Below are 13,199 nucleotides of genomic sequence, written 5' to 3'. Positions count from 1 at the left end.
TTACGAAAAAAAACAGAAAAAAGCTAGGGAAAAAGAACTCAGTTTCGGATTAAAATCCTTCAAAAACACCTAAACCGAAAAGCGCAAAATCATATTTTACAGGATCGTGTTTGTCCATTTCTCTAAGTTTTGAATCTAGTTCGGCCAAAGCTTTTCCGTCGTTTTGTTTTCGCGAAAGCAATCCTAATTTTCGGGCAACATTTCCAGAATGCACATCTAAAGGGCAAGATAAAATAGAAGGAGAAATAGTTTTCCAAATACCAAGATCAACGCCTTTAGCATCTTGACGTACCATCCATCTCAGGTACATGTTGATTCTTTTTGCAGCCGAATTGTTCAGCGGATCTGAAATATGTTTTTGAGTTCGAGGTAAATGATCAATTTGGAAAAACAATTTTTTGAATTCGTGAATACTTTTCTGCAAACTGTTTTCTTCCTGATTTTTGGCAAAAACAGCTTCGAGGCCATTATGGTTTTTGTAAATGTGTTGAAGCCCCTTTATGAAACCGCCCAAATCTTTTCCGTTAAAAGTACGATGTACAAAATTTTCTAAACGCGCTAAATCTTCTTCAGAATGTGACATGACAAAATCATAAGGCGTGTTGCCCATTAATTCCATCATTTGATGCGAGTTTTTAATGATCATTTTGCGATTTCCCCATGCAATTGTTGCGCTCAGAAAACCAGCAATTTCAATATCTTCTTTTTGGGAAAATAAATGTGGAATTTGTACAGGATCACTTTCAATAAAATCCTGATTGTTATATTGAATGACTTTTTCGTCAAGAAAATCTTTGAGTTCTGTTTTATTCATTTTCAGCTGTTCCTGTGTTGCTGATCTGACCATCAACCATTACCAATTTTCTGTCGGCCATATTTGCCAATTCTTCGTTGTGAGTTACAATTACAAAAGTCTGCCCAAATTCATCTCTCAATTGAAAAAATAATTGATGCAGATTTTCGGCTGAATGTGTATCTAAATTTCCCGAAGGTTCATCGGCAAAAATCACATCAGGTTTATTGATTAAAGCTCTGGCAACGGCTACACGCTGTTGTTCTCCGCCCGAAAGTTCATTTGGTTTGTGATTGATACGATGTGATAATCCTAAAAATGTTAGCAATTTTTTAGCTTCCGCTTCAGTTTCCGATGGTTTTTTACCAGCGATGTACGCCGGAATACAAACATTTTCTAAAGCTGTAAACTCAGGCAAAAGCTGATGAAACTGAAAAATAAAACCTAAATTCAAGTTTCTAAAACTAGATAATGCTTTATCGTTCAGTTTAAGAATATTTTCTCCATTTATAGTTAATGAAGTATCTGTATTGCCATTTGAAGGTTTGTCTAATGTTCCTAAAATGTGCAGCAAAGTAGTTTTTCCGGCACCTGAAGCGCCTACAATCGAAACAATTTCTCCTTTTTTAATATGCAAATCAACTCCTTTTAAAACCTCAAGCTGATCATAGAATTTATGTATATTTTTTGCGTGTATCATTTTTTGAAACTGTTTCTACAAAGAAACGAAGATTATAGTCAAAATTCAAATTCCTAATAGAAGTTAAAAGTTAAAAGTGAGAAGTGAAATTTCTAAATCCAATTAAAAACCTCAATTCGGTATGTTTATTGATTATGGGAATTTAGAAATTAAAATCAAAAAAGAAATAATTGAGTTTGATCAATTATTTTTAATTTAGATGAACTAAAAATAAATGTAACATGCAGGATTTGAAAGTAATAGATGAAGATGATAAAAGCAGAAAACTTATAATCGGCTTGATTTTGGATGGAATTGGTATGGCAACTTCAGCAATTACAATTTTCGGCGATGTTGCCGATGTAATCTGGGCTCCGATTGCCGCTTTTATAATGACGAGAATGTATAAAGGAAGAGTAGGGAAAGTGGCTAGTATTTTAACTTTTATTGAAGAAATTCTCCCTTTTACAGATATTGTTCCGTCATTTACACTTACTTGGATTTATACCTATTATTTCCAGAAAAGAAACAAAGAAGATTAGTCTTTAAACAGAAAACCTAATCCCATGTTTTTAAGCATTTTCTTTTCGAAACTCCAAAAGAATTTGAATTGGCCAAAAATAGTTCCAATGGCAACCAGTAAAACTTGATAAATAGGAAAAATAATAAGTAGACGAATTAAAGTAAACCAACCTCCAAAATCTTCTTTTGTAATTCCGAGCCAAACGCAGAAAGGTTTAGACAGCCACGCAGATGCCGATCCGGTGATGGCAAAAACGATAAGAATGATAATGGCTTGAAAATTTGAGGTTATTCCCCAGCGTTGCTTTAATTTATTCATTGCTATTTGTAATGATTACAAATATAATAACATTATCTAGATGGAACGTACCCCCAAAGCTTTTGTTTATAAGTATTTTGAAAATAAATCATGTAGTTGTAAATAAGGTAATTCACTTCATAGCCATAATGAATCTCAGGACGATAGTCAATCAACATTTCATATAAGTTCGGATTGTAAAGCTGAGGCTGGCGTACACGATTATTCCATTCAGTTATATACAAGAAGTTTTTGTTTTCAAGATAAGGTAAAGAATAATAAAAACGAGGTTGTGCGACTGATGCCAACCAGGTCGAAAAGCCATTGTCGATAATAATTACTTCATATTCAAGAGAATCATTTGCAATTCGGACAGTATCATTTACGCCAGAATTTGGCTTTGACGAATTTTCTGCAACTGCATTATTTTTTGAAGCTGTAGAACACGCTATTACTGTAAACAAAACAATCAATATGTAAATGAATTTCTTCATGATTTTTGTTTTAAACAATTAAAGTTACGAATTTTTTTTGAGGTTTTGAGATTCTAAGGTTCTAAGATGCTAAGTTATTCGCGACTATAAAAAAAGCTGTTTATTTTAATAAACAGCTTTTTGAATATTTTACAAAGAGACTAAAACCTTAGAATCTTAGCAACTTAGAGCCTTTACTTGCTTCCAAACAATTTACCAATAAAACCAGCAATGCCTCCTTTGCTTTTAGTGACAACAAGAACATCTGCTACATCAACTTTTCCATCGCTGTTTTGGTCAAGGCCAAATTGCATTCCATATTTAGAAATCGTATCCATTATTCCTGAAGCTTGTCCGCTGTTGCCAGAAATCGAATTGATAATATCAGAAATTTGAAAACTACTGTCATTAGGATCTTTTGCTTTATTCACTAATGAACCTAAAATCTGGGGAATCAAATTGGATGCAACTCCATTTGAATCGGCACTGCTTAAACCAAATTTTTCGCCAAGGCTTCCGCTTAATTGTTGCTGAATTTGTTGTACGACAGGATTTGAGCTGTCAATTGGTGAGTTTCCATTAAATAAACCGGCAATTTGATCAGTTCCACCTTCAGAAACAATCTTTTTTAATCCTTCAAAAATAGAATTGCTGGTTTCGCCAATTACAGCTTCATTATGCTCATTTGGGACAGCGGCATTATTTACAACAGCATCGCCTCCGTATTGTTGTACTAATTGGGTTAATTGTTCAAACATAATATTTAAGGGTTTAAATTATACACCAAAATTAATAAAAAAAGAAAGGGATTTACTACAAATAAGTAGTAAATCCCTTTAAAGATAATCTATTTTTTAATTACTAGCTTAACAAAGTAATAATTTGTGATGCTAATTCAGTACCAATTCTGTCTTGTGCTTCTCCTGTTGCAGCTCCAATGTGTGGAGTCAATGAGATTTTAGAATGCATTAAGATTGCCATTTCTGGTTTTGGTTCGCTTTCAAAAACGTCTAAACCTGCAAAAGCAACTTTTCCTGAATCTAAAGCTTTTACTAAAGCTACTTCATCAATAACACCACCACGAGCACAGTTTACGATTCCAACACCATCTTTTAAGATTTCAAATTCTTTTTCTCCAATGATGTAACCATCCTGAGCAGGAACGTGTAATGTAATGAAATCAGCTTCTTTGAATAAAGACTCTAATGATTGAGAAACTATTTTAGTTGTGATAGATTGTCCGTCAAAAAACTCAACTTTTACATCTACTTCAGGAATAAAACTATCTGCAGCGATAACTTTCATTCCTAAACCAAGAGCCATTTTTGCAGTAGCTTGTCCGATACGACCAATACCAACAATACCTAAAGTTTTTCCTCTTAATTCAGTTCCGTTAGCGTACGCTTTTTTCAAACCGTCAAAGTTTGAATCTCCTTCTAAAGGCATGTTTCTGTTTGAATCATGCAAGAAACGAACACCAGAAAATAAGTGACCGAATACCAATTCAGCAACAGATTCTGAAGATGAAGCAGGAGTATTGATTACATGGATTCCTTTGCTTTTAGCATAATCCACATCGATGTTATCCATTCCAACACCACCACGACCGATGATTTTGATTCCAGGACAAGCGTCGATAATATCTTTACGAACTTTAGTTGCGCTACGAACTAAAATTACGTCAACATTATTTTCATTAATATAGTTAGCTACTTGTTCTTGAGCTACTTTTGTAGTTATAACTTCAAATCCACCTTTTTCTAAGGCTAGAATTCCGCTTTTAGAAATTCCGTCATTTGCTAATACTTTCATTGTGTGTTTATTGTTTATTTGGTAAATCGTTTAATGTTTAATCGATAACCAGCTATTTGATTTTTCTTTTTTGATATTTTAAAGAACCACTTTTACGATTAAACAGTTAAACAAATTAACGATTAACCGAAAAAAAGATTAAACTTTAGATTCTAATGCTTTCATTACATCAACCAAAACCTGAACGCTTTCAATTGGCATAGCGTTGTAGATAGAAGCTCTGTAACCACCAACAGAACGGTGTCCTGGCAATCCTGAAATTCCTGCAGCTTTCCATAAAGCATCAAAAGTTTCAGTATGTTCCGGATTGTTCAATAAGAAAGTTACGTTCATTTTAGAACGGTCTTCAATATTTGCAGCCCCTTTGAAAAGTGGGTTTCTGTCGATTTCAGCGTAAAGTAAATCTGCTTTTGCGTTGTTTAATTTTTCAACAGCAGCAATTCCGCCTTTTTCTTTAATCCATTGTAATGTTAATAAAGAAACGTAAACTGAAAATACAGGAGGAGTATTGTACATACTTTCTGCTTTGATATGTTTAGCGTAATCTAACATACTCGGAATTGTTCTTCCGTTTTTCTCTAAAATTTCTTCTTTGATTACAACTAAAGTCGTTCCTGCAGGTCCCATATTTTTTTGAGCTCCAGCATAAATCAAATCAAATTTAGAGAAATCCAACTGACGTGAAAAAATATCCGAACTCATATCGCAAACTACCGGAATAGACGTTGAAGGGAATTCGTGCATTTGAGTTCCAAAAATGGTATTATTACTTGTACAGTGAAAATAATCAGCATCACCAGGAATTTCGTAACCTTTTGGAATATGAGTATAATTGTCTTCTTTTGAAGATCCTACAATAACAATCTCTCCAAAAAGCTTAGCTTCTTTAATAGCCGCAGTTGCCCACGTACCTGAATCTAAATAAGCTGCTTTTCCGTCTTCTTTCATCAAGTTATAAGGAGCCATTAAGAATGCAGTACTTGCACCGCCTTGTAAAAATAAAGCTTGGTATCCTTTTCCTTGTAGTCCTAATAATTCTAAAGCAAGGGAACGAGCTTCATCCATAACAGCAACGAAATCTTTACTTCGGTGCGAAATTTCAAGGATAGATAATCCTGAATCATTAAAATTTAAAATTGCTTTTGATGCTTTCTCAAAAACTTCCTGAGGTAAAATACTTGGTCCTGCGCTGTAGTTGTGTTTTTTCATGGTTGTTGTTAATAGTCGAAAATTTTAAAGACGCAAATTTCGGCAATAGGAGACGAAAAAGCGATAAATTATTCGAAATAATTAAACATATTTTTACTTTGTTGTTAACAAAAACGTTATAGTATCAACGTTATCTGCGTAATCCCACAATTGCGGTTTTTGAGTTTCCCCGAATGTGATACTATTTTCGATTAAATCGTTGCTAACGATACACTGAATTTGTTCAGAATCAGTTTCAAGACGCGACTGTAAATCTTCAATATTTTCATAGAATTCATAGAAAACGCTCGAAATAGGAGAGGCATAACTCGAATCTTCTTTAATAGTCAAAAATCCGTTATCTAATAATTTGAAATTACTCATTAAAAATACTGCTTTATTATAATCATAATTATTAGCATATTTTTCATAATGAATAACATCCTGATATTTGAACATGGCTTCAAAAAATCCATCAAACGAATATCCTTTTGGAACAAAAAGTTTGGAGACATTTCGGCATCCTAATCCGAAATATCTGAAAATATCTTCACCTAAATTTTCTAATTCTTCTTTAGATTCTTTTCCGTTCAAAACAGCAACCGAATTTCTATTTTTTCTGATAATAGAAGGTTTATCCTTAAAGTAATATTCAAAATAGCGAGCCGTATTGTTGCTTCCGGTTGCGATTACAGCATCAAAGTTTTCCAGTTTTCCTTCAACGAAAGTGATTTTATCTTTTAAATTTTCATCGACAGCAATTAGATATTTTGCTAAAAAAGGAAGCAAATGCTGATCGTTTGAAGAAGTTTTAACCAAAGCTTTATTTCCAGTAATTAAAACAGATAAAAAATCATGAAACCCAACTAATGGAATATTTCCGGCCAAAATCAAAGCGACTGTTTTTTCACTTTGAGCAGAATCGATAGAATAAGCTGAAAGCCATTTGTCAATGTTTTCTGCAGTCAAAGCTTCTGCCCAGGAATTTAGAGCAAAATAAACCTGTTCAGGTGTGTACCAGCCATTATGAGATTGTGATAAATGAATCAGATTTTCAAAATCATCAAAAAAAATGTCGTTATATAAAACGTCAGATTTTTTCACAGATTCCTTTTCAGAGAACTGACCTAAAAATTTTCCTAATTCAACAAAAACACTTTTTTTTGTTTCTAATGTCATAATGTTTGCTTATGAATTGTTTTGATTGTAATTTTGCACAAAAATAAGCTATATTAAGTTATAAGGCAAAGCCGATTAAAATGTTTGGCATTTTTAACGTAAAACCTATAACTTTTAACACGTAATCAAGAAAAAGATGGCAATTATTATAACTGACGAATGCATTAATTGTGGGGCTTGCGAACCAGAATGCCCAAATACAGCAATATATGAAGGAGCAGATGATTGGAGATATAAAGACGGAACAAGCCTTAAAGGAAAAGTAGTTTTACCTGACGGAACTGAGGTTGACGCTGAAGATGCACAAACTCCAATTTCTGATGAAATCTATTATATCGTTCCTGGAAAATGTACAGAGTGTAAGGGTTTCCATGATGAACCTCAATGTGCTGCTGTATGTCCTGTTGATTGCTGTGTACCAGATGATAATCACGTAGAAGATGAAGAAACTTTGTTGAATAGACAAGCGTTTTTACATGGCGAATAATATTCAGAATATTTAAATTTAGATATTTTGAAAATCCTGAGTATTGTACTCAGGATTTTTTTTATCTTATTTTTCGCATATTTTTATTTTTTATTGCATAAAATACTGTAACTTAATGATTTATTTTGTTAATTTGATGATAATATTCTAAAAACAGCCTATGAGGAGACTGGTACTTTTATTTATTGTATTATTTAATTTTGCCGCCTTTGCACAAAATGCAGAGTATTCAATTGTTGTTAAAGATATTGAGACACAATTACCTATCGAAAATGCTACCGTTTTTATCATGAAAACAAAGCAGACATTACTAAGTAATGCCGACGGCAAGGTGACTTTTATGCTAAGCGGGTCTTCAAGTCTAGAAGTTACTCAAACCGATTATGAAAAAATAACACTTCGTTGGGGACCTTTGAAACCAGATATGTTTGTGGTTTATCTTAAAAGCAACAATACTAAATTAGACGAAATTGTAGTCTCTAAAGAAAATCCGCAAAAAATCCTCCAAAAAATTGTTGTCAATTCACGACAAAAACTATCTTCATCTTACAGATTAAAAGTATTTGTAAGAGAGTTTTTTATGCTTAACAATAAATATTCATATTATAATGACGGATTAGTAAATTTTCAATTTACGGCAAATCAGAAAAAATCAACTACAACATTATTAGTCGAGCAAAACCGTTCTTACGGACTTCTTGATACCGATGTCAGTGAAGATTTAAAAGGTTATAATCTGAATGATATCATGGAAAATTATTGTAATTTGAAATATTTTGATCCTCTTTTAGATTCTAAAACCAGAAAAGAATATGATTTTATTACGCGGGGTCATCCAAATAATAAAAATTATTACATAATGGCAATCACGCCTCGGGATAAATCAAAAAAAGCATTAGATACTTTTGAAGTTATTTATGATCCTGTAAAAAAACTAATTGTTGAATTTAGTATTATAATTACGCCGCAAAACTTGCTTCAGGTTGAAGAACAAACAAAAGTGGGATCAAAAAATGTGACCAGATCAATTGTTAAAGTTAATTATAGAATCGACGGGGAAAATTATTATTTGTTGAGTTCAAATGAAGAAATTGCTTATGATCTTATTTTAAAAGATCTCATTAAAAATATTCAGGTGCGAAATAACTTTGTTACAACTTTTTTTAACCGACAAAATTTCACTTATAAGGAAAGCGATGTTTTCAAAGAAAAATCACTTTTCAATAAAAAGAATAAAGTTATGACCAATTATTGGGAAATATCCGGATTTACTCCTACTGATGAAGAAAAAGCTATAGTAGATTCATTAGAATTTAAACTTTAATTTTAGTATTTAAGCATAAAAAAAATCCTGAACGATTGTTCAGGATTTTTTGTTTTATAATTTCAGGCTGAGTGAAGTCTAAGCCCGGAAAAGATTCGCAATTTATATTGTGGAGCTATTCGTGTGTCCTTCGACTTCGCTCAGGATGACATATCTAGAGATAAGTTCCATTAGAAATTAAACCCAAGTCTTGCGTAGTAATAAGCTCCGCTGAATCCCATTTGAACTGCATCCCAGTAACCTCCGGCTTCTGTATTGCCTTGTTCATCTTGTTTAGTTGGGTAAACGTTGAACAAGTTATTGCTTCCAATACTTACTTTTAAATTTTTAGAAATTCGGTATCCTAAAGTCAAATCGGTTACTAATCTTGGGTTGTAAACGTCTTCTTCATCAGCATAATCAACTAAAACTACTTTGCTGAAACGCGTAAATGCTAAACCTCCGTCAAATTTATTTTTAGCGTAAGTAAGATTTAAACCAAATTTGCTGTCTGGAGCAGAAGCCAATAAAAAGGCTTTCTCACGATTTCCAAAGAAAGTATCAGCATCAAGAGAACCATTTTTTACATTATCAATTTTCATATCGTTAATATTTCCAACTAAAGTTGCTCCGATATTTCCGAAATCATACGTTTTTTTCCAAGAAAAAACCAAATCTAAACCGTGTGTACTTGTATCTACACCATTAGCAAAAAACTGCGCTTCAGAAACACCAAGATTCAGTGAACTTGCATCAAAATATCCAGTAAGGACAATACGGTCTTTTACTTTAATATAATATCCATCAACAGTTGCCGTGAAATCGCCATAAGTTGCCGTAAAACCTAAAGAGGCATTAACTGCTTTTTCTTCATTTAATTTTTCAATTCCGAAAGCTTTTGTAACCGGGCTGTCATTTGGCGCTAAAAGAACTTCTGTAGCACCGCTCGCATTAAAGTTGGTAAAACGTAAATTATAATAAATTTGAGCCAATGAAGGTGCGCGGAAACCTGTACTTACAGAACCTCTTAAGTTGATATGGTCATTAATTTTAAGTCTGGATGCTAATTTTCCGTTTACGGTACTTCCAAAATCACTATAATTTTCAAAACGTACAGCGCCACTTACCATAAAAGCTTTGGTCACATCTAATTCGGCATCAGTGTATAAAGAGAAATTGGTACGACTTTCATTTACTTCATTTGCAGGACTGTATCCAGGAAAACCTTGTGAACTTCCAGGTCTCGGATTTCCAGAAATTGGGTCAATCGGTGCACTTTGAGTTGTTGGATCAGTAATTGGTTTTCCATTTGTATCGTAAGTAGAATAAGAACCTTCTTCACCAGCAAAAATTTCAAATTTCTCTACTCTGAATTCTGTTCCAAAAGCAATATTAAAACCATCCATGATATCATCATAGTTTTTAGAAATATCAAAATTGGTTGTATTTTGAAGCAAACTATGTCCGCCAGCATCAAATTCTGTTGGAGATTTTGCTTCAAGTGAAGCGTTTAAAGTCCCTTTAATATCGTATTCAAATTTATTTTTTCCAAAAGTATTACTTAAGTCAAATTTCCATCCGCCTCCAGTTGTTGTTCTAATTCCTGCAGCTAATGAATTATCGGTAATATGCGAGGTGATTCTTGGAGTGTAACCGCCAGGATAAATTTCTTCTACAACTCTTTCTCCGTCATTTCTTGTAAAAGCGTATGCATCAGTATCTCTAAAGTTAGTACCACCAAAAGCATAAAGTTCAGTTTTGTCAGACAATGGAAGAGAAAAATTTCCAAAGAAATTTAAACCTCTAATTTGTGCATCACCAAAACCTTTTCTGAAATCGTACGCAGGTCTTAATGTTTTGTCTTTATTAATAAATTCTCCGGTAAAGTTGGCATAACCACCTTTGCTTCCTACCGAAATTCCATAATTTGCTGCAATTTTTAACGATTCTCCGTCAAAAGATTTGTCTTTTCCATACGAGTTTCCAAAACCTTTTCGATCCAGTCTGAAACCATCAGTATTTGGTGTTCCCGGTAGGAAATCTCCTTTTGCATTCGTGTTAAAAAAGCCATAAGTAACAGAACCGGTTAATTCTTTTACATTATCATTCGTAATAATATTGATAACCCCAGCAATCGCATCAGAACCGTATTGTGCGGCTGCACCATCTCTCAAAATCTCAATTCGTTTGATTGAAGAAGCTGGAATTGCATTTAAATCGGTTCCTGTATTTCCGCGGCCACGAGTTCCAAATAAATTGATAAGAGAAGATTGATGTCTTCTTTTTCCATTGATCAAAACTAAAGTCTGGTCAGGTCCCATACCTCTTAAAGAAGCCGGATCAACGTGGTCAGCTCCATCAGAACCGGATTGTTTGTTGGCATTGAAAGATGGAGCAACATATTGTAATAGTTGATTAATTTCGATTTTACCACTTTGAGTTGTAACATCTTTTACATTGATTACATCAATAGGTACAGCCGAATTTACAACGGTTCTTTTAGTGCTTCTGGAACCTACAACCACTACATCGCTTAAAACTTGCCCGCCGCTTTCGTCTAGTGTAACGTCAATTTTTCCGCTTAAAGCCGGTCTTTCAACAGTTGTATAACCAACATAAGTAAAAAGCAAGGTTGCGCCTTCTTTTACTTTAATGATATAGCCGCCTTCAAAATCAGTTGAAACGCCATTAGTTGTTCCTTTTTCTACAACATTTACACCTGGTAATGGTGCGCCCGATTTATCTTTCACAACACCTGAGACTTCTTTTTGCGCAAAAAGAAACGCCGTATTCAGTAGAAATAATAATAAAATAATTTTTTTCATCTTAGTTTGGTTTTTTGGTTTGTTTTTCATTGGTTTAGTTTATAAAAGTAGTATTTTTTAACAAAAATTTAATTAAATGTTTAAAAATTTTCAAGATTAGCCTTAAAATTATATTATTGAACATTTTTACTTCGTGCAAGAGCTATTAAATCTTATATTTGCAAAATTTTAAAGCCGAAAAATATCATTTTGGCAGAAATCAATAAAAGAACATTTAAATTACAAAACATTAAAACACAATATTTAATGTTTTAGGCCGAAGCATAAAAGGTCGAATAAATAATATAGAAACAAACAGATGAAAGCAGGAATTGTAGGATTACCAAATGTTGGAAAATCAACATTATTTAATTGTTTATCTAATGCAAAAGCGCAGAGTGCAAACTTTCCGTTTTGTACAATCGAACCTAATATTGGTGTTGTAAACGTTCCAGATCCAAGAATCAACAAATTAGAAGAGTTGGTAAAACCAGAGCGTGTACAAATGGCAACTGTTGATATCGTTGATATCGCTGGTTTGGTAAAAGGTGCAAGTAAAGGTGAAGGTCTTGGAAATCAGTTTTTAGGAAACATTAGAGAGTGTAATGCTATTATTCACGTTTTACGTTGTTTTGACAATGATAATATCGTTCACGTTGACGGGAACGTAAACCCAATTCGTGACAAAGAAACGATCGATATCGAATTGCAGTTGAAAGATTTAGAAACAATCGAAAAACGTTTAGAAAAAGTAAAACGTGCTGCAAAAACAGGAAATAAAGAGGCTCAAACTGAAGAAGCTTTACTAAACAGAATTAGAGAAGCTTTGTTGCAGGCAAAATCAGCAAGAACAATCATTCCTCAAACTAACGACGAAGAAGTTTTAATGGAAGGTTTCCAATTGATTACTGCAAAACCAGTTTTATACGTTTGTAATGTTGACGAAGGTTCAGCTGTAAACGGAAATAAATATGTTGATCAAGTTCGCGAGTTAGTTAAAGATGAAGATGCTGAAGTAATTATTCTTTCAGTAGGAGCAGAGGCTGATATTACAGAATTAGAAAGTTACGAAGAGCGTCAGGTTTTCCTAGAAGATATGGGATTAACTGAGCCGGGAGCATCAGTTTTAATTCGTGCAGCTTACAAATTATTGAAACAACAGACTTACTTTACGGCTGGTGTAAAAGAGGTTCGTGCCTGGACAATCAACATTGGAGCTACAGCGCCTCAGGCAGCAGGAGTTATCCACACTGATTTCGAGAAAGGTTTCATTCGTGCAGAAGTTATTTCATACGAAGATTACGTTCAATATGGTTCTGAGGCAAAAGCAAAAGAAGCTGGAAAATTCAAAGTAGAAGGAAAAGAATATATTGTGAAAGATGGTGATGTAATGCATTTCCGTTTTAACGTTTAATCTTTTTTTTAGAATAAAGAATAAAGAGTAAAGAACAAAGAATAAAGAATAAAAACTAAAACTGCTGGAGAGATTCAGCAGTTTTTTTTATGTCTAATACTTAAGTTCTAGATCGTCAGGCTGAGCGAAATCGAAGCCCGCGCAAAGATTGGAGATTTAGATTGTGGAGCTACTTGTGTGCCCTTCGACTTCGCTCAGGGTGATAAAAAATAGAAAAAAATCCGTTTAAATCTGCGCTTTCACGAAA

13 protein-coding genes are annotated in these 13,199 nt (G+C 33.5%); 4 read left to right on the top strand and 9 right to left on the bottom strand.

The genetic code is table 11. The features are described 5' to 3' along the window. Nucleotides 1–49: 49 nt before the first annotated feature. A complete protein-coding gene (locus FN795_RS04285; RefSeq protein ID WP_142449527.1) occupies nucleotides 50–814 on the bottom strand; it encodes a TIGR02757 family protein in 765 nt (254 codons plus the stop codon). Continuing rightward, on the bottom strand, nucleotides 807–1,493 hold the full coding sequence (locus FN795_RS04280; protein ID WP_142449526.1) for an ABC transporter ATP-binding protein: 687 nt from the start codon (nucleotides 1,491–1,493) through the stop codon (nucleotides 807–809). Before FN795_RS04280 ends, FN795_RS04285 begins: the two co-directional genes overlap by 8 nt. 221 nt (nucleotides 1,494–1,714) lie before the next feature. Between FN795_RS04280 and FN795_RS04275 the strand changes: the two genes are divergently transcribed. Beyond that, nucleotides 1,715–2,014 (top strand): hypothetical protein, encoded by a 300-nt coding sequence (locus FN795_RS04275; RefSeq protein ID WP_142449525.1) that lies wholly within the window; start codon nucleotides 1,715–1,717, stop codon nucleotides 2,012–2,014. On the opposite strand, the gene FN795_RS04270 is transcribed toward FN795_RS04275, so the two are convergent. The 6 genes from FN795_RS04270 to FN795_RS04245 all read right to left on the bottom strand — a co-directional run bounded on the left by FN795_RS04270 (nucleotide 2,011) and on the right by FN795_RS04245 (nucleotide 6,944). Continuing rightward, a complete protein-coding gene (locus FN795_RS04270) occupies nucleotides 2,011–2,313 on the bottom strand; it encodes a DUF6787 family protein (RefSeq protein ID WP_035648689.1) in 303 nt (100 codons plus the stop codon). The two genes, FN795_RS04275 and FN795_RS04270, sit on opposite strands and share 4 nt — an antisense overlap. 32 nt (nucleotides 2,314–2,345) lie before the next feature. Then, entirely contained in the window at nucleotides 2,346–2,786 is a 441-nt protein-coding gene (locus FN795_RS04265) for a DUF6146 family protein (RefSeq protein ID WP_142449524.1), read from the bottom strand. Nucleotides 2,787–2,959: 173 nt separating this feature from the next. Continuing rightward, nucleotides 2,960–3,523 carry a DUF937 domain-containing protein gene (locus FN795_RS04260; protein ID WP_142449523.1) on the bottom strand — a complete coding sequence of 188 codons (564 nt, stop codon included), beginning with the start codon at nucleotides 3,521–3,523 and terminating at the stop codon, nucleotides 2,960–2,962. Nucleotides 3,524–3,626: 103 nt separating this feature from the next. Continuing rightward, nucleotides 3,627–4,577 (bottom strand): D-2-hydroxyacid dehydrogenase, encoded by a 951-nt coding sequence (locus tag FN795_RS04255; protein WP_111286641.1) that lies wholly within the window; start codon nucleotides 4,575–4,577, stop codon nucleotides 3,627–3,629. 138 nt (nucleotides 4,578–4,715) lie between these two features. After that, a complete protein-coding gene (gene serC / locus FN795_RS04250; protein WP_142449522.1) occupies nucleotides 4,716–5,786 on the bottom strand; it encodes a 3-phosphoserine/phosphohydroxythreonine transaminase in 1,071 nt (356 codons plus the stop codon). Nucleotides 5,787–5,879: 93 nt separating this feature from the next. Then, on the bottom strand, nucleotides 5,880–6,944 hold the full coding sequence (locus tag FN795_RS04245; RefSeq protein ID WP_142449521.1) for an acyl-CoA reductase: 1,065 nt from the start codon (nucleotides 6,942–6,944) through the stop codon (nucleotides 5,880–5,882). A gap of 136 nt (nucleotides 6,945–7,080) precedes the next feature. Here FN795_RS04245 and FN795_RS04240 point away from each other — a divergent pair, with 136 nt between their 5' ends. Together FN795_RS04240 and FN795_RS04235 are read left to right on the top strand one after the other, a co-directional pair. Further along, nucleotides 7,081–7,431 (top strand): 4Fe-4S dicluster domain-containing protein, encoded by a 351-nt coding sequence (locus FN795_RS04240; protein WP_035648673.1) that lies wholly within the window; start codon nucleotides 7,081–7,083, stop codon nucleotides 7,429–7,431. Between the two features lie 160 nt (nucleotides 7,432–7,591). Next, nucleotides 7,592–8,755: a peptidase associated/transthyretin-like domain-containing protein gene (locus FN795_RS04235; RefSeq protein WP_142449520.1), complete on the top strand. Its 1,164-nt coding sequence runs from the start codon at nucleotides 7,592–7,594 to the stop codon at nucleotides 8,753–8,755. A gap of 170 nt (nucleotides 8,756–8,925) precedes the next feature. On the opposite strand, the gene FN795_RS04230 is transcribed toward FN795_RS04235, so the two are convergent. Next, the gene (locus tag FN795_RS04230) at nucleotides 8,926–11,559 is read right to left on the bottom strand and encodes a TonB-dependent receptor (protein WP_142449519.1); all 2,634 of its coding nucleotides are present in this window, start codon (nucleotides 11,557–11,559) and stop codon (nucleotides 8,926–8,928) included. Nucleotides 11,560–11,857: 298 nt separating this feature from the next. Here FN795_RS04230 and ychF point away from each other — a divergent pair, with 298 nt between their 5' ends. Then, a complete protein-coding gene (gene ychF / locus FN795_RS04225; protein ID WP_142449518.1) occupies nucleotides 11,858–12,952 on the top strand; it encodes a redox-regulated ATPase YchF in 1,095 nt (364 codons plus the stop codon). The last annotated feature ends 247 nt before the right edge of the window (nucleotides 12,953–13,199 follow it).

It is taken from the genome of Flavobacterium resistens (assembly GCF_900182645.1).
GTDB classification, from domain to species: domain Bacteria; phylum Bacteroidota; class Bacteroidia; order Flavobacteriales; family Flavobacteriaceae; genus Flavobacterium; species Flavobacterium resistens.
This window is presented reverse-complemented; position numbering and strand designations above follow the sequence as displayed.

Bases quoted from the DNA above. Each gene is read 5' to 3' on its own strand.
- FN795_RS04285 (WP_142449527.1), bottom strand. From the start codon at position 814: ATGAATAAAACAGAACTCAAAGATTTTCTTGACGAAAAAGTCATTCAA.
- FN795_RS04280 (WP_142449526.1), bottom strand. From the start codon at position 1,493: ATGATACACGCAAAAAATATACATAAATTCTATGATCAGCTTGAGGTT.
- FN795_RS04275 (WP_142449525.1), top strand. From the start codon at position 1,715: ATGCAGGATTTGAAAGTAATAGATGAAGATGATAAAAGCAGAAAACTT.
- FN795_RS04270 (WP_035648689.1), bottom strand. From the start codon at position 2,313: ATGAATAAATTAAAGCAACGCTGGGGAATAACCTCAAATTTTCAAGCC.
- FN795_RS04265 (WP_142449524.1), bottom strand. From the start codon at position 2,786: ATGAAGAAATTCATTTACATATTGATTGTTTTGTTTACAGTAATAGCG.
- FN795_RS04260 (WP_142449523.1), bottom strand. From the start codon at position 3,523: ATGTTTGAACAATTAACCCAATTAGTACAACAATACGGAGGCGATGCT.
- FN795_RS04255 (WP_111286641.1), bottom strand. From the start codon at position 4,577: ATGAAAGTATTAGCAAATGACGGAATTTCTAAAAGCGGAATTCTAGCC.
- serC (WP_142449522.1), bottom strand. From the start codon at position 5,786: ATGAAAAAACACAACTACAGCGCAGGACCAAGTATTTTACCTCAGGAA.
- FN795_RS04245 (WP_142449521.1), bottom strand. From the start codon at position 6,944: ATGACATTAGAAACAAAAAAAAGTGTTTTTGTTGAATTAGGAAAATTT.
- FN795_RS04240 (WP_035648673.1), top strand. From the start codon at position 7,081: ATGGCAATTATTATAACTGACGAATGCATTAATTGTGGGGCTTGCGAA.
- FN795_RS04235 (WP_142449520.1), top strand. From the start codon at position 7,592: ATGAGGAGACTGGTACTTTTATTTATTGTATTATTTAATTTTGCCGCC.
- FN795_RS04230 (WP_142449519.1), bottom strand. From the start codon at position 11,559: ATGAAAAAAATTATTTTATTATTATTTCTACTGAATACGGCGTTTCTT.
- ychF (WP_142449518.1), top strand. From the start codon at position 11,858: ATGAAAGCAGGAATTGTAGGATTACCAAATGTTGGAAAATCAACATTA.